This window comes from Oxynema aestuarii AP17 (assembly GCF_012295525.1).
Classification (GTDB): domain Bacteria; phylum Cyanobacteriota; class Cyanobacteriia; order Cyanobacteriales; family Laspinemataceae; genus Oxynema; species Oxynema aestuarii.
The window spans coordinates 1,199,852-1,221,415 of the sequence record NZ_CP051167.1 but is presented as its reverse complement, the minus strand read 5'-3'; the positions used below and the strand labels follow the sequence as shown (position 1 = coordinate 1,221,415).

Genomic DNA, 21,564 nt, shown 5'->3' with positions numbered 1-21,564 from the left:
ACGCCTGTAGCGGCGATCGCGGCAGTGCCGTTCTCACTTATCCCGGTTCGCGATCGTCAACGACTCGTCCGATGACGAGTCCCTTTATCGCCGACTTGATTGTATTTTATTCCTACTAGAAGCGCTCTATGGCCCGCGACTACTACGAAATTCTTGGTGTCTCTCGCAACGCGGACAAAGAGGAGATTAAGCGTGCTTATCGAAAACTAGCCCGCAAATATCACCCAGACGTCAATAAAGAGGAAGGCGCCGAGGAGCGCTTCAAAGAAATTAATCGCGCTTACGAAGTTCTCTCGGAACCGGAAGTGCGAGCGCGCTACGACCGTTTTGGGGAAGCCGGGGTCAGTTCCGGCGCCGGAGCTGGAGGTCCGGGATTTGGAGACTTCGGGGATATGGGCTTCGCCGATATCTTCGAGAGTTTCTTCACCGGATTTGCCGGAGGCGGCGGTCAACGGCGATCGCGCGGCGGTCCGACCCGAGGCGACGACTTGCGCCTCGACCTCAAGCTCGATTTCCGCGAAGCGATCTTCGGTGGCGAGAAAGAAATCCGCATCGGTCACTTAGAAACCTGCAATACTTGCGGCGGAACCGGAGCCAAACCGGGAACCCGCCCGCAGAGTTGCTCCACCTGTAACGGCGCCGGACAAGTGCGCCGGGCGACGCGCACCCCCTTTGGCAGCTTTACCCAAGTGTCCGTCTGTCCCACGTGCAACGGAACCGGACAGGTCATCGAAGAGAAATGCGATACCTGTGGCGGTCAGGGACAAAAACAAGAAACAAAAAAACTGAAAATTACCGTTCCCGCCGGGGTCGATAACGGAACCCGCTTGCGGGTGTCCTCGGAAGGGGATGCGGGACAACGGGGCGGACCGCCGGGAGACTTGTACGTCTACCTGTTCGTCAACGAAGATGCCGAATTCCGCCGCGAAGGCATCAACATCCTCTCGGAAATCAAAATCAGCTACCTGCAAGCCATTTTAGGCTGTCGCCTCGAAGTCAATACCGTCGATGGACCGACGGAGTTGACCATCCCGCCGGGAACGCAACCGAATACGGTGTTGACTTTGGAAAATAAAGGGGTTCCCAAATTGGGCAATCCGGTGATGCGAGGGGATCATTTAATTACGATCGCCATCGACATCCCGACGAAATTGACGGCAGAAGAGCGCGAACTGCTCGAAAAACTGGCAAAGATTAAAGGCGATCGCACCGGAAAAGGCGGTTTGGAAGGATTCTTAGGAGGGTTTTTCCACAAGTGACCGACAAGTTAGAACCCCGGGCGACCGTCAGCCCGGACGACACCCTAGACCTGCGCGGTACCCCCTGTCCGATTAATTTAGTACGGACGAAATTGCGCCTGGAACAAATGGAACCCGGCAGCTTGCTCGAAGTCTGGTTAGACGCGGGAGAACCGATCGAACAAGTCCCCGACAGCTTGCAGATGTCGGGCTTCGCCATCGAACAGCTCGAAGATCGCTCCGGTTTTTTCGCCCTTCAGGTGAGAAAACCGACGGCTGCCGCATGAGTGAGAACCGACCGGATCCGGTGAAAGAGGGCCGATCGCCCGTCCAGTCCGATCGCCCGTCCCTTACCACACAAGGTGTTACCCTGTCAAGATCCAATCCGTCACCGGTCTCCGAAGCTCGGGGGACCGCCGCCAAACCCCATAGGGCTAGGGAAGATCGAGAACCCCCAACAGACGAGATCGAAGTGACCGGGACCGTTGTCGCCGTCCAGGCGAATTATTACAAAGTGCAGCTCGACGAGGGAGCGAACGCCACACCGGACACCCAGGGGGAAACCGAGCGCACCACTTCCCTACTGTGTACCCGACGGGCGCGCCTCAAAAAGATCGGCGGGCAAGTCATGGTCGGCGATCGCGTCGTCGTCGAAGAACCGGACTGGGCCGGGGGGCGCGGGGCGATTTCCGCCGTATTCGAGCGCAGCAGCCAACTCGATCGCCCGCCGATTGCCAACGCCAGCCAGATCTTGCTCGTGTTTGCGGTCGAAGAACCCAGCCTCGACCCGCATCAACTGACCCGCTTTGCGATCGAAGCCGAATCTACCGGGCTAAAAACCACCTTGTGCCTGAACAAGATCGATTTAGTCTCTCCCGAAACCCTCGAACACTGGCGCGATCGCCTGCAAGCATGGGGCTATACCGTCCTCTGTGCCAGTATCCCCCGCCGGGAAGGACTCGACGCCATCCGCCGCCAACTGCAAGGTGAAATGACCGCGATCGCCGGACCGTCCGGCGTCGGCAAATCGAGCTTGATCGACGCCTTGATCCCGTCGGTGAATTTGCGCGTGGGCGACGTTTCCGGAAAACTCGCCCGAGGACGCCATACCACCCGACACGTGGAACTATTCGAGTTACCCGACGGCGGACTGCTCGCCGATACCCCCGGTTTCAACCGACCGCAACTCGACTGCGACCCCGCCGAGCTGGTTCGCTACTTTCCCGAAGCGCGCGATCGCCTCGCCCGAGGTCAGTGCCAGTTTAGCGACTGCCTGCATCGGGACGAACCGAACTGCGTCGTCCGAGGGGACTGGGAACGCTACGAGGACTATCTCCAACTGCTCGAAGAAGCGATCGCCTACCGCGATGCTAAAAAACAACAAAGCGACCCCGAATCGACCCTTAAATTAAAAACGAAGCGCTCCGGTCGCCAGGAATACGAACCCAAACTCGAATCGAAAAAATACCGTCGTACTTCGCGCCGGGTACAGCATCAAACCTTACAAGACCTCTACAACGAGTTGGGCGACGATCCCAGCGAAGAGGATCTCGAAGCGTTAGGGCTCAATTAAAAAAGGCTTGGACTGGCGATAACGGCGTACGAAGCGCGATCGCCGCCACAACGGATACAAGACCTTCGCCAATCCCGCCCCCATCAACACCAGCCAGAAGAGAATCCCCGGATGGGTCAGCCCCTCTTGCAACGCCAAACCGACCCCGGCCCCGAAACCGACCGTCAAGCCGATCGCCACGATCGCCGAGAACCCAGATTCGCTGAAACTGTCGAACATCAAGCCTTTTTTGGGTGCCGACTCCGTAGGCGAGGGCGAGGGTTGGGATGCTTCCGTTACCGCGATCGCGCATCCCGCGACCGCCCCGGTGAGCAAGGCGATGCCCAAACGTAGGGAGAACGCGATCCCCGTGTCAAATGCCCGAAAAGCCAGCAAAATCGGCCAGGTCATCCCTAAACCGCCCGCTAAACCCCCTGCCAGCTTGTGAACGATCGCCGAAGTCCGCGCATCGGTCTGGCGTTCCGTTCCCCAATCCGCCGCGATCGCCGCATAAGCGCCTAACAACACCCCGAGGGCCACTCCCATGAAGGCTCCATCGAGCCATCCGACGAGTCCACGCAGCCCGCGCAACTCGGAGATCGCCCCGATGACGATGCCGACCCCCATCCCCGCCAAACTCCCCGTCCAGGCTCCCGCACTGGCCGCTTGCGGGCGATCGGCCAACCTTTGGATCCCTTTTACCAGAGTCCAGAGAAACAATAACGCCAGGAAGCCAGAACTGAGGATCCCATCGATCGGATCCGCGATCGCCACCGCCACAAAGTTAGTCGGACGCATCCAGAATCCTAGAATGCCCAAACCGAATAACCCCGCCAACCAGGAGTACGGAACGCTCAGTTTCAAGGGCGGTTCCGGCGCCGTTTGCACCTGTAACGGCAGTCGATACGGTTCTGCGGACGAGTTCGTGCGTAAAAGTAACTCCCGTTCGTAAGTTTCCCCCGCCAACAGTCGGGCCGTATTCACCGCGATCGTGCATTCGGCTCGATTCCCGCGAAAGCGCGCCGGAGTGACGGAAATCCAAGGGTGACCCTTACCTTTCCAGACGAGATCGCTCGGATGTTTCGCGATCGCCCAGCGACCGTTCAAGCGGGTTCCCGGGACGCTATTGGTAATGACCACCGTTTGGCGGAGGGTTTCGTTGAGGTCGCGCGATCGTAAATTAATCCACTGATGGGACGTGACTGCTTGCGGTACGGGGGTAATGGCGATCGCCCGAACCGCCGCCAACGCCGCCGCCGCATCCGGAAAACGATCTTTCGGCTTCGGTTCGACCATCCGTTCCAGCCACTGGATCCACGCCTCGCCAATTTTACGAAGGCGCGATCGAAAGTGAATCCGATAGTTTTCGTCAATTAACTCCCCAATTTGCGCCGAAGGCGTATTGGACAGCAAACAGATCAACGTCGCCCCAACTCCATATAAATCCGACGCCTTCGTTAATTCCCGATTGAATAACTGTTCCGGCGGCATAAAGCCGAGGGTTCCTTTAACCAAACTGCTTGCCGCCACTTCAGTCTGTCCGAAATGAGCGAAGCCAAAATCGACTAAATAAACATTGAGATGGGCGTCTACTAAAACATTTTCCGGCTTAATATCCCGATGGATGACAGGGGGAAGCCGTTGCTGGAGATAAACTAAAATATCCAATAAGCTGACCGCGACCTGTTGAATTTGCACGGGCATCCAGGGACGCGGTTCGGCGATCGATTCGGCTGGTTTGTATTCCTGGACTAAATGCAATCCATCTGCGGTTTGAAACGAATCGAGATAGCGGGGAATCCCCGGATGATTCAAGTCTTGCAAGACCTGCACTTCGCGCTCGAAAGCGTCGTAATGCGCCCAGGTACTATGGCTTTGGGCAAATTGAAACTGTTTGATAACGACAAAGGTTTCTCCTTCGTCTGCGTTTTCCGGTTCGCCGTTCGCATCGGTAGAGTTTGCAGGGTTTTCGTTCCCGTTGCGATCGCCAACGGCTAAATACGTCACCCGACCGCCAGGGCGATTGTTGCCGAGTTCGCGGATAACTCGATAGCCCGCATCGGTAAAGTCTGGGAAGTTCTTCATGGAGTTGCAAAGATGCCCGTTGTCATCATTGTAGTGCGATCTTCGGGGGAGAAGGGGGAAGGAACTAGGGAGTCAGGCTGTTCTAAATTCCCTTCATCTAAAATCTAAAATCCGATCAAATGCTGTTGCGATCGCCGATAACGGGCGAGGCGGAAGGCGCGGGCGATCGGAAGTGAGATGCCGACGGCGACCACCGGGAGGGTCGTTACGGCGATACCGAGCAGTAATAATGGCGGCCATGCGGCCCATTTTAGACCGATTCCTACGGCCATTCCCGAGAGGGCGCTGAGTAAGGACAGTCCGGCAGCCCACCGGGCGCCGAAATCGCGCTTGACTCCGGTGGCAGTCCACAACAGCGCGCCCCCGGTGACCATGGTCGAAGCGAGGGAGATCGCCGTTGCAAAGGCTCCCGCTACGGTGGCTCCGGCGATGGTTCCCAGGGTAAATCCGGCGATCGCGGCGAGGCAACCCGTCGCCCCGGCGGTGACTAAAAACCGCATCCACAGGGCTTTTGACTGCATCAGCTTCGATAGTCCGGCCCAGGTGACGAAACCGCCGAGGGCGATCGCGATCGGGCTGGCAACGGTCGGTAAAGCCACGATCGCCGACGTTACACAAGCAACCCACAAACCGAATAAAGAAGTATAAGGCAACTGGCGCCCGATCGCGGGAATCGGAGCGGTACGAACCGAGAGCGAGACCTCGATCTCGGCGGGAATGCCATTGCCGTGCAGAACTAACAGGCGCTCGTAAGTTCGCCCTGCCTGCAACAAGGCTGTATCGACCTCGATTTGACAGTCGATCCGGTTGCTGCACAATTCCTCGGGAGTTATCCTTATCCAGGGGTGGGCGGCACCGGAGGCGGTCGGCAACAGGGGGGTATCGCTCCGATGGCTTCTCACTTGCCAGCGTCCGACAAACCGAGTTTTTGATACAATGTTTTTAACTGAAATAGTCGCTTGTAGAGATTGGCCAATTGTATTCGCACTTAAAGCTAACTCCTGGGGTTGGAGCTGCACTTGAGGAGTACGGACGATCGAGATCGATTCGAGGGCTGTTCGTGCGCCGAGGGCATCGGCAAAGCGATCGCCCGGATTCGGTTTGACCAGTTTCGCCAGCCATTGGCGCCAAGATTCGCTAATGTCGGGGAGGCGATCGGCGAATTGAATGCGATAATCTTCATCGAGTAAATCGGCGATCGCCGTCGAAGGCGTCCGGGTCAGCAAGCAGATCGTCGTCGCCCCGACACCGTAGAGATCGGAAGCGAGGGTCAACTCTCGATTTAACATTTGCTCCGGCGGCATAAAACCGAGAGTTCCTTTGACCATGCTGCTCATGGCGACTTCACCCATGCCAAAACGGGCGAAACCGAAGTCTACCAAATAAACCCGGAGGCGATCGTCCACTAAAACATTTTCCGGCTTGATATCGCGGTGAATCACCGGAGGGTCTCGGCGTTGCAAATACACGAGAATATCGAGCAACCGGGTCACCAACTGCTCGATCTGTTCCGGGTCGAAACTGCGCGGAACGGCTAAAGAACGGGCAGGTTTATAATCTTGAACCAGACAGAAGCCGGAGGGGGTCGCAAAGGAATCGAGGTAGCGCGGAATTCCGGGATGGTCGAGTTGTTGTAAAACAGCGATTTCGCGTTCGTGGGCTTGATAGGCGGACCATTGAGCAGTGGCGCGGGCAAACTGAAATTGCTTGAGGGTGACGCAGCGATCGCCCTTGAGGTCGCGGGCGAGGTAGGTGACGCGCCCCCCGGCAAAATTATGACCTAATTCCCGTTGAATCTGGTAGCCGTGGGCGGTGAAGTCGGGAAACTGACTCATGGCAAAAAGAAGGGACGGGGGCGATCGGATCTGGAGGATCTGGCCTATTCTGACCTTTATTGTACGGCGATCGCGCCGGATCCGGCTGAGGGAACCGTGGAGATGAAGGAAGCAGCAGCGATCGCCCCGCGATCTGTGAGGCGGGATAGAAGGGAGTCCTCCCCTTCAAAACAAGGGTGTCGGCGCGAACGGGCGATCGCCCGCCGCAAGCGGTCAACAATCAGGAGGGTTCGCGCCCCCAGTGCCGATCGCGAACGGAGATTGGGTACTATTGAGGAGGGCTAATGGAGGGCAATGTCCGGCTCTCTAGGGCGCAAGGAGTTTATTGTATTGTTATGGATAACGCAATCCCCGAACTCGATAACATCAGAAGTCAGTTGAAAAGCTTAGAGAGACGAAAAAAACCGAAAATGCTCGTGGTAGACGACGAACCAGACAATCTGGATTTGCTCTACCGCACCTTCCGGCGAGAATTTCAAGTCCTCAAAGCGGAAAGCGGCGGCAGTGCCTTAGAGATTCTCTCCCAAGAAGGAGAAGTCGCCGTCATCATCTCGGACCAGCGAATGCCCGAGATGAAAGGGACGGAGTTTTTAAGCAAAACAGTTCCCCAATTTCCCAACACGGTCCGGATCATCCTGACGGGATTTACCGATATCGAGGATTTGGTCGAAGCGATCAACTCCGGACAGGTTTATAAATATATCACAAAACCCTGGGACCCCAACGAACTCAAAGCAGTCGTGCAACGGGCCGCAGAAACTTACGAACTGCTCAAACAGCGCACGGAAGAGTTGCGCCGGGCTCAAGCGCAAACCAACTTGTTAATGACCTTAGTACAGGCGGCGCAAGAGTCCCAGAGTTTTGACGAATGTTTTGAACCGATCGCCCGTGCTTTTGGCGAGAACTTTTCTGCGGATATCGCGATCGTGCAGATGCTCGAAGGCACTGAAATTGCTGGCGCTCGCGGGATTTACGCCCGGGAAGGAGAAGCGGAAAACTGGCTCGCAGACGATCCCTTGGTCAAAGAGGCGATCGCCACCGGATCGATCCAGGTCGTCGTCAACGTGCCTGCGGATGACAAGTTGGCAGAGTTAGCCCACTATCAAAAATCCGACGTGCAGGCTCATTTAATTATCCCGATTAAATACCGGGAAGTAGCGATCGCCCTGCTTTCCTTGCAGTGGAAGCGACCGTGTACCCTGCGCGAAGACGAACTCTCTACCTTGCACCTGTGCGTGCAACAAGCGGCGATCGCCCTCACCTGTACCCGTTATCATCCGTGAACCCTTTGAATTCTCCCGCATCTACCGCCCCGACCGCGCCTTCGCCTGGCGTCTCCAACCCCGAGGTCCAACAACTCTTCAACCGCATCGCCCCGGTTTACGACCCCCTCAACGACTGGCTCAGTCTCGGCCAACATTGGGTCTGGAAAGGCATGGCGATCGCGTCGAGTCGCGTCAAAGCCGGAGATACGGCCCTCGATCTCTGTTGCGGTAGTGGGGATCTCGCCCGACTCCTCGCCCGCGAAGTCGGTCCCCAGGGGCGGGTCTTCGGCGTCGATTTTTCCCCCGTCCAGCTTGAGATCGCGCGCGATCGCTGTAAAAACAGCCCGACCGCGATCTCCTGGGTCGAAGCCGACGCCCTCCACCTCCCTTTCGACGCCGACAGCTTCGACGCCGCTACAATGGGATACGGCTTGCGAAACGTCGCCGACATTTCCCAATGCTTGCGCGAACTCCACCGAGTCCTCAAACCGGGGGCCACCGTCGCGATCCTCGACTTCCACCGCAGCGAACAGCCCTGGATGCGACAGTTCCAACAGTGGTATCTCGATCGCGTCGTCGTCGCGATCGCCCGTCAGTTCGGACTGACCGAGGAATACGCTTACATCAGTCCGAGTTTAGATCGCTTTCCCCTCGGCGCCGAACAGGTCGCCCTCGCCCGTCAAGCCGGATTTGACCGCCCCAACCATTACACCCTAGCCGGAGGGATGATGGGGATCTTACGCGCCACCAAACCCCACAATCCGACCCCGTAGCCACGCCACTCCAACCCCGCCGATTTGCCGTTCCCCTTGCCCAACCCCAATCCCGGATCCCGATGGATGTTGCAACCCTATGGCCTTACGTCTTGCCACCGATCGCGGGGGGCATTATTGGCTATTTCACCAACGATCTCGCCATTAACATGCTGTTTCGCCCCTATCGGGCGATCTTCATCGGCGGGCGTCGCCTTCCCTTCACTCCCGGCTTGATCCCGCGCAATCAAGAACGCCTCGCCCAACGGGTCGCCGATACGATCATGGGATCGTTGCTGACCCCGGAAGAATTGCAAAACCTGGCGCGGCGACTGCTGGCGACGGAACGGATGCAATCGGCGATCCTCTGGTTGCTCGAACTCGCTCTCGACCAGCTTAAATCGGATACAGAACAAAAAACCGCCAAGATTCTCGCCGGAATTTTGCGCGATTTGCTCGGCGAATCTTTACCTCGCCTGATTAAAGTGCTCGCACGTCGGGAAGACTTTCTCGAAGAACAACTCAACCAAATTTTCGACCAAGTTTTACTCGAATTTCAACTCTCCGATCTCCAAGCGCGCCAACTCTCCGATTGGTTGCTCGCGGCGGTCATTCCCCCGGATGTCATCCGTCAAAATCTCGTCGATTTTCTCACCGATCGCAACATCGCCATTATCGATGAAGGATTTCGAGAAAAAACCAGTGGCACCTATTGGGTCGTTGCCAATTTATTCGGCTTGCGCAACGCCTTAACCCGCTTGCGAACCTTTTGTTTGGACGAAAAAGAACAAGCAAACGCCCGCATTGCCGAGTTGATCGAGACCTTGGCCCTGTCCGATCGCTTCCAAGAATGGTTGTTAAATATTTCCTTGCAAAATCTACCCGTTTCTACAGTTCGTCAACTGCGTAAAACCATGCGCGACACCGTGCGCGCTTACATCCGCGATCGCGGCGCCGAATTGTTGCAAGGCTTGAGCGATTCGGTCAATTGGGAAAATGTCGCTAATTTAATCCTCAAACGCCTGCAAGCCTCCTCCGTAGTCAGTACCTCCTTGGGATTGGTCAGCCAAGAATTGGCCTTAATTCTCGAACGCTATTTAGAAAGAGATCTAGAAACCATTGTCGCCAAAGCGATCCCGATTCTCAATATCGATGGGGTCATCGTCGATCGTGTTAAAGGCACTTCGCCGGAAAATTTAGAAGCCGCCGTACAAGGGATCGTCCGCAGCGAACTGCAAGCGATCGTCAATCTAGGTGGGGTTTTAGGGACGGTGGTCGGTTTATTGCAAACCGTTTTACTCCTGTTGCGCTAAACCGATGCAAGCATACGGTGGGAGAAGCTCCCACTGGAAATGTTTTCCCACTGGCTACCGGATTCGAGCTGTTTAGACTGAGGTGGGCGTCGGGATGCTTCGATCGGCTCATTTAAGGGGTTAAAAACAGGATTTAAATTTCTACCTAAAATTTCTTAAAATTACTCACCTTTTATGCTAGGATGAAAGATTTGAGTAAGTTTAGAAGGACTGAAGCCGCGAAAATCGCCGATTCCACCATCTCCATTGTTTTCTGCTAGTCTTTATGGTAACTGAAGTTAGCCGAACAAAAAGAGGGTTGAGGAGTTAAAAAAAGTCAGTGAAAGGCTTTAAGACCAAGCTAGACTTAAATAACCGACAACGAACGCTGATGGCGAAACACGCAGGAGTCGCTCGACACGCTTGGAATTGGGGACTCGCTACCTGTAAGGAAACATTAGAAGCCGGAGGTAAACTCCCGAGTGCTATAGACTTACACAAAAAATTAGTCGCCGAGGTAAAAAGTCAGAATCCTTGGTACTATGAAGTCTCCAAATGTAGCCCTCAAGAAGCATTGCGTCACCTCAATAAAGGGTTCGAGCCTCTACTTCACGTTTGATTTCGCTTAAGAAAGGACGACACTCTAAACATGAACATTTTGGATTCAAAAGGACGTTTATTTGGCAAGATTAGCGTCTTGGACTTGGGTGCGGCCCTGGTGATTGTTTTCGTGATTATCGGGATCTTTTTCTTCCCCGGACAAACGGGTTCGGTGGCACAAGTCGGCGTGACGACCAAACCCGTAGAAGTCGATCTGATCGTGCGAGGGTTGAGTGTTCGCGATCCTCAAGCCTTACTCGAAGAATTTAGAGAAAAAGGCAAAACTAATATTATTATCCGCAACCAACCGCACGGAGCGGTGGACGTTAAATCGATCGAATTGCTCACCAAAACTTTAGCGATCCCGCAGCCGGACGGTTCGGTAAAAGCGCTTCCGGATCCGAGACAGGAAGAATCTTTTAGTTCTAATTTGATGATTACTTTGGGCGGACGCGCTCAGATTACGGAGAACGGCCCGGTGTTGGGGAACAATAAACTCAAAATTGGTACCCCGGTGGAGTTAGAAGGGCTGACCTATAACTTTAATGCGAGCGTGATCGACGTTCGCATTAAATAAACGAATAGCTACAATTTTGAGAGAAGGGCGATCGCGAGGCGGGGGGATGTAGTTCCCCTGCCTTTGTCGTCGGTGGGAGATCAGGCGGCGCTGTCGAGTAGGGACAGAAAGCGGCGAATCAGTCCGATCGCGATCGCCGGGACTTCTAATTGCGGGGTGAGTCCGACCTCTTCCAGGCGCTGGAAATAGCGAATGGCTTGGGGGTTGAGGCTGGCGAGTCGCTCGCCGATTTCGGGTCCGGTAAATTGGGATTGGCGTCCCCAAATGATGGCGGTGGGGACGGCGAGCTGATGGATGTAGGCGGACAGGTCGAAGCACAGATCGCCGCGCACGAAGGATAAGGCGGCGTATTCGGCGTTGGGTTGTTGGGCCGATCGCAAGTAGGCGTCTACGATTTCGTCGTCGATGCGGTTGGGACGGGCAAATTGACGGGTTTCTAAAAAGCTGCGAATCCCTCCGGGGGTGGCGATCGCGCTGCTATAGAGGAAGCGGTCGAGTAAGGGGGTTTTGACGAGTTGGGCGAAGAAACTGCCGCGATAATCTTCGCCGAAGTCGGAGAGTCCCGCCGGAGTGGTTAAAATCAAGCTTTTGAACAGTTCGGGACGGGCGATCGCCACCCGGATGACGAAGGCGGCGGTGAGGGAGGAGGCGACGACGGGGACGGGTTCCCTATAGGTTTGTTCTAAAAATTCGGCGATCGTCGTGGTGTAGTCGTCGATCTGGTAATCCCGTTGGGGATGTTCCGATCGCCCCCAGCCAATTAAATCCGGTGCCAAAATCCGGTAGTCGCTGGCAAATGCGGGATAAACTTTCGACCATTCGTAAGCGGAGGAGCCCCCTCCAAAGCCGTGCAGAAACACCAAGGTCGGCAGGGGAGACTCGCCGGATGCCGGGTCGGTGGCGATCGGCCAGGGTTCGCCGACGGCGGTGTAATAGACCATTCTCCCGAGGGAGGTCACGATCGAGCGTTGGTCAAAACCGAGGGGAATATACATAAAAGACCTCTAGTTGCTGGGGTACGGCGGGACGGGAGATCGCGCGCCGAGAACGGGCGATCGCCGTAACATCAAGTTCAGTGGCATTTTATAGACATTTACGAAAAATCTTAAAAACTGTCCGGATGGCGCGGGCGATCGCCTGTTTTATAAATGCAATCTGCGCACCCGATGCCTCAGTTTTTTAAACTTGTTGTTTTCCTAATGCCAAAATACGCCAGATCGGTAATAATTTTTAAAGTGTGGGGTGATACCCCACACCCCCTTTACCCCCACCGTGAAGCTGCGATCGACTTTTTTTAAGAAAGCAAGGGTGCTACAGGGAAAACTAGGGAAAGGGAATTAAAGAACGACTGGCATCCGCTTGGCTCCTGGTGGCGACAAACCCGAGCCAGTTGACTTGAAGCTTTGCCATTGATGAAGTGCTATCGAATGACGGAGAAGTTAATGACAGTCAAACAGGGATTTATGGTAGATCGAGTGCAAGTTAACGGCGACCCGGCCCAAGTGTCCCCCCCCTCGGCGATGCCGTGGTCCGAACTGTCCCCCGCAGAGCGTAGACGGGCGATCGCCACCAACGGCGTACCATTCGAGTTGCCGATGCCTTCAGAAATCGACGTGCGCTTGAACCTTCAAGACTTAAACTGTTTTGAAGTCGTCGAACGGCAATTTGAGAAGTGGGGGGCGATTTTCCGCAACGCACTCGCCTTGAGTCCGTCGAATCCGGCATTTCCGACTCACTCCGGTTCGATCGTCTTGATGGGAGGCCCCAAAAGTGGCTCGATGGAAGTCATTTTTACTCAGCCGATTTCTCGGGTAAGAGCCCTGGTGACCAGTTCGCGACGCACGGTGTTGTCCGCTTACGATCGCGACGGTCAATTGTTGGCTAAAACAGAAACGAGCGCTCCTAATTTGGCCGGATCTCAATCGAATTTATCTCCAAATACCCTATTGAGTCTCGACAGTCAAAATATTCATCGGATCGGCTTTTATTCCTTTGACGGTCAATTAACCGTGGCCGATTTTGCGTTTGGATTTTAGAACGAGCTGACGGCGATCGCCCGTTCCGGGAGCGACTGCCGCAATACAATGCAAATTTAACCAAATTTTACCGCGAGACTCGAATTCGCTTGCTTTTTTAACTTAAAAATCGTTTAAATACAAGGAATTTACCCAAAAAATAAGGGCGATCGCCGCGTCTGAAATCCAATTTTTGTTTTAATCTGCACTTTAATTCCCACGATTTTAGCCGTCGGGTGGGGCGATCGCCTGCCTGCGGCTGCAGAGCAAAGGAAACCCAAACCGCAAAGCGAGACCCCTCAACTCGGTGGGGCCAGGCGATCCGATCGACCCGCGAGTCGCGCAAAGATTCCAAGCGGGGTGGTTGACGGGTTAAAATTGCTCCAGTCAATCGCGACCGTCCGCTCGCGCATTCCATCGGATTCGAGATTGGTTTGAGATTGAATTTGGCTTCAATTCGCAGTAACTAGGTAAGTAACGTGGCACAGGCGTCCTCCCAGTGGCGGCAGTTGTCCGAGTTGGTTCGGACGATCCCCCTTTCGGCTCTCGATAAATCCACCCTCGATCGCTTTTGGCGAACTCGGTTGCGAAACAACCCCAGTTTGATGTTGGCCTTGTTTGTCGCGACCCTCCTGCTGGCTTGTAACTGGAAGTTGGCCGTCGCGATCGCGATCGGAACGGGGGCCATGCTCGGAGTTTACGCCTTGCAAAGCAGCCACTGGCCGGGGTTCGAGACGAAATTGCGCCAATTTTTGCACGGAACCAACCGGGATCTGGCGATCGCCGTCGGCAGTGGAGGGGTGGCGACCTTCGGCAGCTACCTCGCCGTTTCGATTTGGGTCGAATCGGACAACCCGTGGCTGGCAACCGGGGCCATTGTCCAAGGACTGTGCACCATGGCGACGTTGGGTTTGCTGAGCTGGCATTTTCTCGACCGCCAAACCGGATCGGGACGAGACCGCTTCCACGCCTTACTCGACGATCTCACCGACACCGACCCGCTCAAACGACTGATCGCCGTGCGACAACTGACCCGGATGATGAACGCCAGCACGACTGAAGACCGTCAGGCGATCGCCGATTGTTTCCGCCTGCTGCTCGCTCGCGAAACCGAGCCGATCGTCCGCAATGCGGTACTCGACGGTCTCAAACCCACTCAGGACGGCAGACCCCATCAATTGGGTGTCGGTCGCGACCCCTTATCGATTCCCGTATCCGCACCGCGAACGACGCAGAACGTCCGGCGCCGGGTCTACGAGGGCGATCGCGACTGAAAGCGGCGCACCTGGGGCGGCAGTTTACACGAGCATGACGCTGACGAGTTCTCCCGGGGCGATCGGACCGCGATCGACCTCGACGACGGCTAAGGCGGTGGTTTGCGCTAAATTAATCAGATTTCCGGAACTGTGAGAGCCTTGGGACAGTTCAAATTCGTATCCTCCGGAGACGGGATGGAGTTTGCCCCACAGATAGGTTTCCCGACGGCCCGCTCCTTTCAATTCGTGGCGCGATCGGGCGGTGAGAAAGGTCGGCCCCCATCCCTGGCGTTCTCCGGCCAATTTTTTAAGGGCGGGTCGCACGAAGCGCCAAAAGGTGACTAATGCCGAAACTGGATTTCCCGGCAGGCCGAAATAGAGGCGGTTCGGTCGGTCGGTTTCGGCACTAAAGTCGGCGACGGTGAGGGGTTTGCCCGGTTTGACGGCGACGGATTTAACGTGAATTTGACCGCCTAATTCTTCTAAAATTTGCTCGACGTAATCGTAATCGCCGACGGAGACGCCTCCGGTGGAAAGAACGAGGTCGGCTTGCTCTAAGGTGCGGGCGATCGCCTGTTTGAGGGCGTCGGGTCGGTCGGGAACGATTCCCGAAAGCAGGGGAATGGCTCCGGCAGCCGTGACGGCGGTCGCGAGGGCGTATTGGTTGGAATCGACGAGCTGCCCCGCTTGTAAGGGGGTGCCGGGGGGGACGAGTTCGTTTCCGGTGGAGAGGATGGCGACTCGGGGACGGCGGTACACCGGGACTCGGCTACATTGGGCGATCGCCAGCAGGGCGACGTCGGCAGCACCGAGGCGAACCCCCGCAGGCAGTAAGGAGGTTCCCGCCCGGTAAAACGAACCTGCTAGCCGCACGAAATCGCCCTTTTCGGCGGGGGAAGCGAGAATTTCGACGCGATCGCCCGTTCGCCGGGTCTGTTCCTGCATGACCACGGTATCGGCTCCTGGGGGCATCATCGCCCCGGTGAAAATGCGGGCCGCTTGTCCGGGGGCGATCGCCGTTTGCGGGGTCGTTCCGGCGGCAATTTCGGTGACGATCTGCAACGGGAGGGGGCGATCGGGACTGGCGCCGCTTACGTCTTGGTAGCGCACGGCGTACCCGTCCATTGCGGAGTTATCCCAATAGGGAAAGTCGGCGTTGGCGGACAGGGGGGTGGCGAGCAGGCGATCGCCGCAAGATGACAAATCGACCGTTTCGATATCGGTTTGCGGGTCGAACGGTCGCACGAGGTCTAGAATAATCGATTGCGCGTCTCGGACGGACAACATGGCAAGCACTCAGCTTTTTTTCTCCCGATAGTTTAGGGGAAATCCGTTGAGGGCGATCGGGCTGAGTCGGTCAGCTTTAAGCGGGATTGGAAGGTTCCGATGGCGGTTCTTCCCCAATTTGTAATTCTTTTTTCGAGGTTTTGAGGTCTTTCCAAAGTTTTTTGATTTCTTCGTAGGCTTTCGATGCTCGAAATTTTGCCCCCGGTTTCCAAATTGCAAATATAACTGACTTTTTGGGCAAATTCCTGCAAGTTGGCATTAAATGCCAGTTTTTGTGGCGTAAAATCGCCGTAGTAACGACCGCGCGGGTAGAGAAAATCGGATTTTTCAGACATAGTTTTCGTAGTTATCGTTCGGTTGTCTAAATCACGGAAATGCCGAAAGCGAGCCGGGTCTGGGATCTCAGTTTCCTAATTAAACAGTATAGGTTTAACCTCTTGTTAACTTCTAGATAAAGTTTAAATAACCTCGATAGACCCGACGGGCGATCGCGATCGGGCCAAGCCCGATCCGGTGGTTCGGGACGATAACGGCGATACCATAGATCTGCGTCGATCGCCGCTTTGTGCCCCTTCGGGAGAAAACGCACGATCCGCATCAGCAAGATTGTCAGGGATTCAAGCAGATATGGAAAGCAATCACAGCAGTGCAATGCCAGCAACGACCGATTCTGTAGAATCGGGTTTGACGGCGGAACAATACCGCCAAAAGATGCAACGCCGCAAGGCGGTTCAAGAGGAACGGCTGAAGGCGTCAAACCGCGAAAAGGGTTTGATTATTGTCAATACGGGCAATGGGAAAGGAAAAACCACGGCGGCCCTCGGAATGGTGATGCGATCGCTCGGTCACGGATATCGGGTCGGTATTGTGCAGTTTATCAAAGGAGCCTGGGAACCTGCGGAAAAGGCGGTGTTAAACCAGTGGTCGGAGCAACTGGAGTTTTTCGCGATGGGGGAAGGCTTTACCTGGGAAACGCAAGATCGCGATCGCGATATCCAAAAGGCTCTCGAAGCTTGGCAGAAAGCATTAGAATTCCTGCACCAACCGGAGTACAAGTTGGTTTTACTCGACGAGATTAATGTAGCGATGAAACTGGGTTATCTGCCCGTCGAAACCGTACTGGCAGGTCTCGACCAAAAACCGGAAGATACCCACGCGATTCTAACCGGGCGCGGCGCCCCGGACGCCCTCATCGATCGCGCGGATTTGGTCACGGAAATGCGCCTGGTCAAGCATCCCTTCCGGGAACAGGGAGTGAAAGCTCAACCGGGAATTGAATATTAGCTTAATCGGCGGGAAGCCCCGCACTCTACGCAAAGCTGTCGGGATGAAAGCCGAGGCGATGGAGTAGAACGGAGTCGCCAATCTGGTAAACTTGAACTGGCAACGGCAGCAATGCCCTTGATGGCCAAGACTAGGGGCAGCTTTCTGTCCCGACACCAACGTACAGCCATACAATTCGGCTGGTGAACAGTGCGGCGGATCGGAAATGCACCCTCAAAACGAAATCCTCCCAATCTGCGGCTGGACGGGTCGTGGATGTCAAACAAAATGCCTGTGGACGGGTTCGGTCGGGGGCGTTGCCTAGACCAGACCGGATGAAACAGGAACTTCCCAAGACGCCGGGGCAGATGGACTTCTGTCCGTGAGGTGGGAAGCCCGCGTTGTACCCTTGGCGAAGCCTGGACGAAGCGCATAGGTCAGCGTCGGGAGAACGTCACGATTGAGGGAGATTGAGGGAGGGATGGTTCAAGATTTTAACAAAGAATCTCGAATCTCGCTCTTATTCTCCCCAGACTTTTTGTTGGTAGTTTTGCTGACACACGCCTAAGATCCGGCGATCGTTATCGCTGAGTTGTTTGAGGCGGCTCATTCCTTCCAGTCCGAATTCGCCGACGCCGGAATCGTTGGCGCCAGCGACGGGTTGGGCTTCAATGGGCATGGCGTAAGCGTATTCGCTTTGTTCGTAACTGTCGATGATGGTCAACGCCAGTTGACGGTCTTCGATGTTGCCGTAGAAGCAGTCAAAGGAAGAATGAGGCATGTAAAAGGCACCCAAAAGGCGATCGCCCCGGACTTCAAAGACCATGTAGGCTTGTCCGATTTCTTCCGGCGTGGCAGACTGACCGTACAGGTACACTCCGTCGGATAACTGAGGACCTTGACGGGTCGCGGTGGCGCCCGTGTCGGTGGTTTCGGCGGTCAGTAATGCGGCGTCGGTCAGGGGTTGAGCTGCAATGCGACTTTCGGAAAGTCCCAAGGCGTAAGTGGTGGCAATTAGGGTGCATAACCCTCCCGCAACCCATTCAAAAACCCCGTTCAAACGCTTGTGAGTGGTTGGTTGTGTTTTATTTTTCGGCGATCGGTTGCTTGCCGAACGCAAATCTTCTAATATATCTAGCACCCTCATACTCTCCCTAAATACTAAAATGCCAATCGACCTCAGTCGCGAAACCTCCCTACAAGGATTTCGCACTTGCTGAGTATTGACTTCACCCTCGGCTTTGCAGATTGCCGATTTTGTTTACATTTGTTTACAAAATCGAAAGCATTTGCTCTTGATTGAAGGTTTGGAGCGATCGGGTTCAGGGCGATCGCCCTGGCTGAAGCCGACCTTCAATTCCCTTGGGCTAAGCTGTTTTCAGCGAAAACAGGTAGATGCGATCGCCCCTTACTCAAGAGGTAAAGGGCTGTAGGGGCTTTCGATCTCTAGCTTTAGATCTTTAGAAATTATCCCGAAGGATGATTTTCTTTTTCCGGTTTTTTGGGCTTAACCGCAAGTTTCTTGACGGTCGAGATTAGACAATCTCGGAGCTTTTAGTTTTTTTTAAACGTTCTAAAAAAAGATACAGATCGCCTGCTAGAGGAAGAACTTGAGTTTAATTCTAACGCCTGCGATCGCGCCTTCGAGGGCTGCTATTCACAAAAATTAGTGTTTTGAGACGGTTGTTCATATTGTCGGGGCGATCGCTCACCCGGGGAATTGACGCGAGGGGATTGGCCGAGGGCATCGATTGTATCTAAAACATGGCACTTTTGCTTAGTGATTTACCTATCGATATAGATCTAAGATATTTGGGGGCGATCGGGGTTTAAATGGTTGAGCGATCGTTTCTAATTGATTCGGTGTATTAAATTTTTTATTTTTTTATCGTTTAAAATACGGAGTGTTTGATGATGATGAGGGCAACGGACGTAGTCGGTGATTTCCGTGCAAGCGATCGCCGAACCCCCCAGCAACATACCTCACTAACCAAAAGCGTTTTTTATCAAAAATACAGCAATGAGTATAAACTAGAATAGTTGACTTTTATAAAATATGTAAATAAAACTATATTTTATTAGATCGCCCCGCGTGGAAACAGCCCTTCATTCGGTAAATCCCTCGGTGGTCGTAGCGATCGCGCCCCCGAGAATGTCAAAATGAAAAACCAAACCCATTCATCCTGTCGTCAACTGCAACCAGATCCGTGACCACTACTCCAAGACCTTCTCAATCGACCCCCTCCAACGACAACCGCCCGCAACCGGACAACCTCGGACGCTTCGGCCCGTTCGGCGGTAAATACGTTCCCGAAACCCTGATGCCCGCCCTGGCGGAACTCGAAGCCGCCTACGCGCAATATCGCAACGACCCCGACTTCCAAAACGAACTCAACGGCTTATTGCGCGACTACGTAGGACGCCCCAGCCCCCTCTATTTCGCCGAACGACTGACGGCCCACTACGCCCGACCCGACGGAAGTGGACCCCAAATCTATCTCAAACGGGAAGACCTCAACCATACCGGGGCGCACAAAATTAACAACGCCCTCGCCCAAGCTCTCCTCGCCAGACGCATGGGCAAAAAGCGAATTATCGCGGAAACCGGGGCCGGACAGCACGGCGTGGCGACGGCGACGGTTTGCGCCCGTTTCGGACTCGATTGCGTTATTTATATGGGCGTCCACGATATGGACCGCCAAGCGCTCAACGTGTTCAGAATGCGACTGATGGGGGCCGAAGTGCGCCCGGTGGAAGCCGGAACCGGAACCCTGAAAGATGCGACCTCGGAAGCGATTCGCGACTGGGTAACCAATGTGGAAACCACCCACTACATCCTCGGTTCCGTTGCCGGACCTCACCCCTATCCGATGATGGTGCGCGATTTCCACGCGATTATCGGCGAGGAAACGCGGCAACAGTGCCAGGAAAAATGGGGCGGTCTGCCGGATATTCTGCTCGCCTGTGTCGGCGGCGGTTCTAACGCGATGGGGCTGTTTCACGAGTTTGTCAAAGATACCCAAGTGCGGCTGATCGGTGTGGAAGCAGCAGGGGAAGGGGTGAGTACCCTCAAACATGCGGCGACGCTGACGAAAGGGCGCGTGGGCGTGCTGCATGGGGCGATGAGTTACTTGCTGCAAGATGAGGACGGGCAAGTGGTGGAAGCTCATTCGATCAGTGCGGGTTTGGATTACCCGGGGGTCGGCCCGGAACATAGTTATCTTAAAGATATCGGACGGGCGGAATATTACAGCGTCAGCGATCGCGAGGCGGTGGCTGCATTCGAGCGTTTGTCTCGTTTGGAAGGGATTATCCCGGCGCTGGAAACATCTCACGCGATCGCCTATCTGGAAACTTTGTGTCCGCAATTGGAAGGATCGCCGCGTTTGATCCTCAACTGTTCGGGACGCGGGGATAAAGATGTGCAAACTGTAGCGAAGTTTTTAAATCCGGGCGAGTGAAACTAACTTTGTTAGAAAAAGTCCGCAAGTTTGGCATACTCGGGGCGATCGGGGCGATCGCCCCCCTGTGGGCGGGATGTACGTTTTCAGTCGTCCTGGAGTCGGAGAAGTCGTCATCACCTACACCGACTGTAGAAGTGACGAGTTCGCCGACGGTCGCTTCCGGGTCTTTCGCCGAAATGGAACGAGAGGTTTTCCGACAAGTGAATCAATATCGGCAATCCCAGAACTTGCCGCCGTTAGAGACGAACGATCGCATTGCCCGGGAGGCGCGATCGCACAGTCAGGCAATGGCTGAGGGTCGCGTCCCGTTCAGTCACGATGGCTTTGAAGGGCGAGTCGAGGCGATCGGCTCCGCTCTCACTTATCGCTCTGCCGCAGAAAATGTAGCATACAATCAGGGCTTCGGCGATCCCGTCAGCCAAGCCGTTCGCGGCTGGATCGAGAGTCCGGGCCATCAAAAAAACATGGTCGGGGATTTTGATTTAACGGGAGTTGGAATCGCGAAAAACACTCAGGGAGAATATTATTTCACCCAAATTTTTATTAAAAAAAGTCAACAGTAGTCAACAGTAGTCAACAGTAGGGTAGGCAAAACTTGGCCCACCCTACCCGTGGCTAACACAATTTTAAAATAAATTCACCGACATTGTTCGCGGTATCGTACCAATCCCCCTCAATCTGTTGGTCAGTTATCAAGTTGCCTACGTGAACGGCATAATATTCGTTGCCGGGGGTTTTTTGAATGAAACGCACGATCGCCACATCATTTTCCGTGACGATTTCTCCTTCAAAAATACTGGGATTGTCTACTTGAAGATAGTGACCGGAAAAATAGTTTCCCGTTCCCGTCAGTAAGGAGTCTAATTGGAGGAAATAAGAGCGTCCCAAGCGTTGGATTTGCCAGATTTGATTTCTGGAAAAAATCGGACGTTGTTTTTTCCCAACCGTCGATCGCGCTGTCCCTTTAACCATCGATTCTGGTAAGGCGATCGGTTGGTCGGGAGTTGCGCTCCGGTCCGAGGGTTCGCTAGAGGCTCGGCGGCGGCGTCGTCTGGGGATTTCAGGAGAATCACTCATGATTTT

The 21,564-nt window shown here is 54.8% G+C and carries 20 protein-coding genes and 1 pseudogene; 14 read left to right on the top strand and 7 right to left on the bottom strand.

The window, feature by feature from the left end:
* Positions 1-128: 128 nt before the first annotated feature.
* From dnaJ to rsgA, 3 genes are read left to right on the top strand one after another with little or no spacing between them, the layout of a single operon-like run.
* Positions 129-1,259, top strand: coding sequence for a molecular chaperone DnaJ (dnaJ, locus tag HCG48_RS04795; RefSeq protein WP_168568134.1), 1,131 nt, complete (start codon positions 129-131; stop codon positions 1,257-1,259).
* The gene (locus HCG48_RS04790; protein ID WP_168568133.1) at positions 1,256-1,525 is read left to right on the top strand and encodes a sulfurtransferase TusA family protein; all 270 of its coding nucleotides are present in this window, start codon (positions 1,256-1,258) and stop codon (positions 1,523-1,525) included. Before dnaJ ends, HCG48_RS04790 begins: the two co-directional genes overlap by 4 nt.
* Positions 1,522-2,811 carry a small ribosomal subunit biogenesis GTPase RsgA gene (gene rsgA, locus HCG48_RS04785; protein ID WP_168568132.1) on the top strand — a complete coding sequence of 430 codons (1,290 nt, stop codon included), beginning with the start codon at positions 1,522-1,524 and terminating at the stop codon, positions 2,809-2,811. The genes HCG48_RS04790 and rsgA overlap by 4 nt, the downstream gene beginning before the upstream one ends.
* Here the strand turns inward: rsgA and HCG48_RS04780 are convergent.
* Both HCG48_RS04780 and HCG48_RS04775 read right to left on the bottom strand, forming a co-directional pair.
* Positions 2,797-4,875, bottom strand: coding sequence for a serine/threonine protein kinase (locus HCG48_RS04780; protein ID WP_168568131.1), 2,079 nt, complete (start codon positions 4,873-4,875; stop codon positions 2,797-2,799). The two genes, rsgA and HCG48_RS04780, sit on opposite strands and share 15 nt — an antisense overlap.
* Positions 4,876-4,979: 104 nt before the next feature.
* Positions 4,980-6,710: a serine/threonine-protein kinase gene (locus tag HCG48_RS04775; protein WP_168568130.1), complete on the bottom strand. Its 1,731-nt coding sequence runs from the start codon at positions 6,708-6,710 to the stop codon at positions 4,980-4,982.
* Between HCG48_RS04775 and HCG48_RS04770 the strand changes: the two genes are divergently transcribed.
* The 6 genes from HCG48_RS04770 (at position 6,681) to HCG48_RS04745 (ending at position 11,196) form a co-directional block, all read left to right on the top strand.
* Positions 6,681-6,995, top strand: a complete 315-nt coding sequence (locus tag HCG48_RS04770; RefSeq protein ID WP_168568129.1) for a hypothetical protein — start codon at positions 6,681-6,683, stop codon at positions 6,993-6,995. The two genes, HCG48_RS04775 and HCG48_RS04770, sit on opposite strands and share 30 nt — an antisense overlap.
* 50 nt (positions 6,996-7,045) lie before the next feature.
* Positions 7,046-7,993, top strand: a complete 948-nt coding sequence (locus HCG48_RS04765; protein ID WP_168568128.1) for a response regulator — start codon at positions 7,046-7,048, stop codon at positions 7,991-7,993.
* A 5-nt stretch (positions 7,994-7,998) separates the two neighbouring features.
* A complete protein-coding gene (gene ubiE, locus HCG48_RS04760; protein ID WP_168571745.1) occupies positions 7,999-8,748 on the top strand; it encodes a bifunctional demethylmenaquinone methyltransferase/2-methoxy-6-polyprenyl-1,4-benzoquinol methylase UbiE in 750 nt (249 codons plus the stop codon).
* Between the two features lie 62 nt (positions 8,749-8,810).
* Positions 8,811-10,040 (top strand): DUF445 domain-containing protein, encoded by a 1,230-nt coding sequence (locus HCG48_RS04755; RefSeq protein ID WP_210437176.1) that lies wholly within the window; start codon positions 8,811-8,813, stop codon positions 10,038-10,040.
* 319 nt (positions 10,041-10,359) lie between these two features.
* Positions 10,360-10,638, top strand: a complete 279-nt coding sequence (locus HCG48_RS26775; protein WP_375339327.1) for a helix-turn-helix domain-containing protein — start codon at positions 10,360-10,362, stop codon at positions 10,636-10,638.
* A 30-nt stretch (positions 10,639-10,668) separates the two neighbouring features.
* Positions 10,669-11,196: a DUF4330 domain-containing protein gene (locus tag HCG48_RS04745; RefSeq protein ID WP_168568127.1), complete on the top strand. Its 528-nt coding sequence runs from the start codon at positions 10,669-10,671 to the stop codon at positions 11,194-11,196.
* Positions 11,197-11,276: 80 nt separating this feature from the next.
* Here HCG48_RS04745 and HCG48_RS04740 read toward each other — a convergent pair whose 3' ends face one another.
* Positions 11,277-12,191 carry an alpha/beta fold hydrolase gene (locus HCG48_RS04740; protein ID WP_168568126.1) on the bottom strand — a complete coding sequence of 305 codons (915 nt, stop codon included), beginning with the start codon at positions 12,189-12,191 and terminating at the stop codon, positions 11,277-11,279.
* A 447-nt stretch (positions 12,192-12,638) separates the two neighbouring features.
* Here HCG48_RS04740 and HCG48_RS04735 point away from each other — a divergent pair, with 447 nt between their 5' ends.
* Both HCG48_RS04735 and HCG48_RS04730 read left to right on the top strand, forming a co-directional pair.
* Positions 12,639-13,232 (top strand): hypothetical protein, encoded by a 594-nt coding sequence (locus HCG48_RS04735; protein WP_246259905.1) that lies wholly within the window; start codon positions 12,639-12,641, stop codon positions 13,230-13,232.
* Positions 13,233-13,690: 458 nt separating this feature from the next.
* Positions 13,691-14,485: a hypothetical protein gene (locus HCG48_RS04730; RefSeq protein ID WP_168568125.1), complete on the top strand. Its 795-nt coding sequence runs from the start codon at positions 13,691-13,693 to the stop codon at positions 14,483-14,485.
* Positions 14,486-14,509: 24 nt separating this feature from the next.
* Here the strand turns inward: HCG48_RS04730 and HCG48_RS04725 are convergent, their stop codons facing one another.
* Both HCG48_RS04725 and HCG48_RS04720 read right to left on the bottom strand, forming a co-directional pair.
* On the bottom strand, positions 14,510-15,754 hold the full coding sequence (locus HCG48_RS04725) for a molybdopterin molybdotransferase MoeA (RefSeq protein ID WP_168568124.1): 1,245 nt from the start codon (positions 15,752-15,754) through the stop codon (positions 14,510-14,512).
* A gap of 76 nt (positions 15,755-15,830) precedes the next feature.
* Positions 15,831-16,089: pseudogene (locus tag HCG48_RS04720) on the bottom strand (DUF7219 family protein).
* Positions 16,090-16,405: 316 nt separating this feature from the next.
* On the opposite strand from HCG48_RS04720, the gene cobO reads away from it, so the two are divergent.
* Positions 16,406-17,038 carry a cob(I)yrinic acid a,c-diamide adenosyltransferase gene (cobO, locus tag HCG48_RS04715; protein ID WP_168568123.1) on the top strand — a complete coding sequence of 211 codons (633 nt, stop codon included), beginning with the start codon at positions 16,406-16,408 and terminating at the stop codon, positions 17,036-17,038.
* 499 nt (positions 17,039-17,537) lie between these two features.
* On the opposite strand, the gene HCG48_RS04710 is transcribed toward cobO, so the two are convergent.
* Entirely contained in the window at positions 17,538-18,158 is a 621-nt protein-coding gene (locus tag HCG48_RS04710; RefSeq protein WP_168568122.1) for a hypothetical protein, read from the bottom strand.
* Positions 18,159-19,224: 1,066 nt separating this feature from the next.
* On the opposite strand from HCG48_RS04710, the gene trpB reads away from it, so the two are divergent.
* On the top strand, positions 19,225-20,478 hold the full coding sequence (gene trpB, locus HCG48_RS04705; RefSeq protein ID WP_168568121.1) for a tryptophan synthase subunit beta: 1,254 nt from the start codon (positions 19,225-19,227) through the stop codon (positions 20,476-20,478).
* Positions 20,475-21,044: a CAP domain-containing protein gene (locus HCG48_RS04700; RefSeq protein WP_246259903.1), complete on the top strand. Its 570-nt coding sequence runs from the start codon at positions 20,475-20,477 to the stop codon at positions 21,042-21,044. Before trpB ends, HCG48_RS04700 begins: the two co-directional genes overlap by 4 nt.
* A 52-nt stretch (positions 21,045-21,096) precedes the next feature.
* Here the strand turns inward: HCG48_RS04700 and HCG48_RS04695 are convergent, their stop codons facing one another.
* Complete coding sequence (locus HCG48_RS04695; protein WP_168568120.1) at positions 21,097-21,558, bottom strand: hypothetical protein; 462 nt, start codon at positions 21,556-21,558, stop codon at positions 21,097-21,099.
* Between the last annotated feature and the right edge of the window lie 6 nt (positions 21,559-21,564).

Excerpts from the sequence above, each read along its gene's own strand:
- dnaJ (WP_168568134.1), top strand. The coding sequence starts at position 129 with ATGGCCCGCGACTACTACGAAATTCTTGGTGTCTCTCGCAACGCGGAC.
- rsgA (WP_168568132.1), top strand. The coding sequence starts at position 1,522 with ATGAGTGAGAACCGACCGGATCCGGTGAAAGAGGGCCGATCGCCCGTC.
- HCG48_RS04780 (WP_168568131.1), bottom strand. The coding sequence starts at position 4,875 with ATGAAGAACTTCCCAGACTTTACCGATGCGGGCTATCGAGTTATCCGC.
- HCG48_RS04775 (WP_168568130.1), bottom strand. The coding sequence starts at position 6,710 with ATGAGTCAGTTTCCCGACTTCACCGCCCACGGCTACCAGATTCAACGG.
- HCG48_RS04765 (WP_168568128.1), top strand. The coding sequence starts at position 7,046 with ATGGATAACGCAATCCCCGAACTCGATAACATCAGAAGTCAGTTGAAA.
- HCG48_RS04755 (WP_210437176.1), top strand. The coding sequence starts at position 8,811 with ATGGATGTTGCAACCCTATGGCCTTACGTCTTGCCACCGATCGCGGGG.
- HCG48_RS04745 (WP_168568127.1), top strand. The coding sequence starts at position 10,669 with ATGAACATTTTGGATTCAAAAGGACGTTTATTTGGCAAGATTAGCGTC.
- HCG48_RS04740 (WP_168568126.1), bottom strand. The coding sequence starts at position 12,191 with ATGTATATTCCCCTCGGTTTTGACCAACGCTCGATCGTGACCTCCCTC.
- HCG48_RS04735 (WP_246259905.1), top strand. The coding sequence starts at position 12,639 with ATGACAGTCAAACAGGGATTTATGGTAGATCGAGTGCAAGTTAACGGC.
- HCG48_RS04725 (WP_168568124.1), bottom strand. The coding sequence starts at position 15,754 with ATGTTGTCCGTCCGAGACGCGCAATCGATTATTCTAGACCTCGTGCGA.
- cobO (WP_168568123.1), top strand. The coding sequence starts at position 16,406 with ATGCCAGCAACGACCGATTCTGTAGAATCGGGTTTGACGGCGGAACAA.
- HCG48_RS04695 (WP_168568120.1), bottom strand. The coding sequence starts at position 21,558 with ATGAGTGATTCTCCTGAAATCCCCAGACGACGCCGCCGCCGAGCCTCT.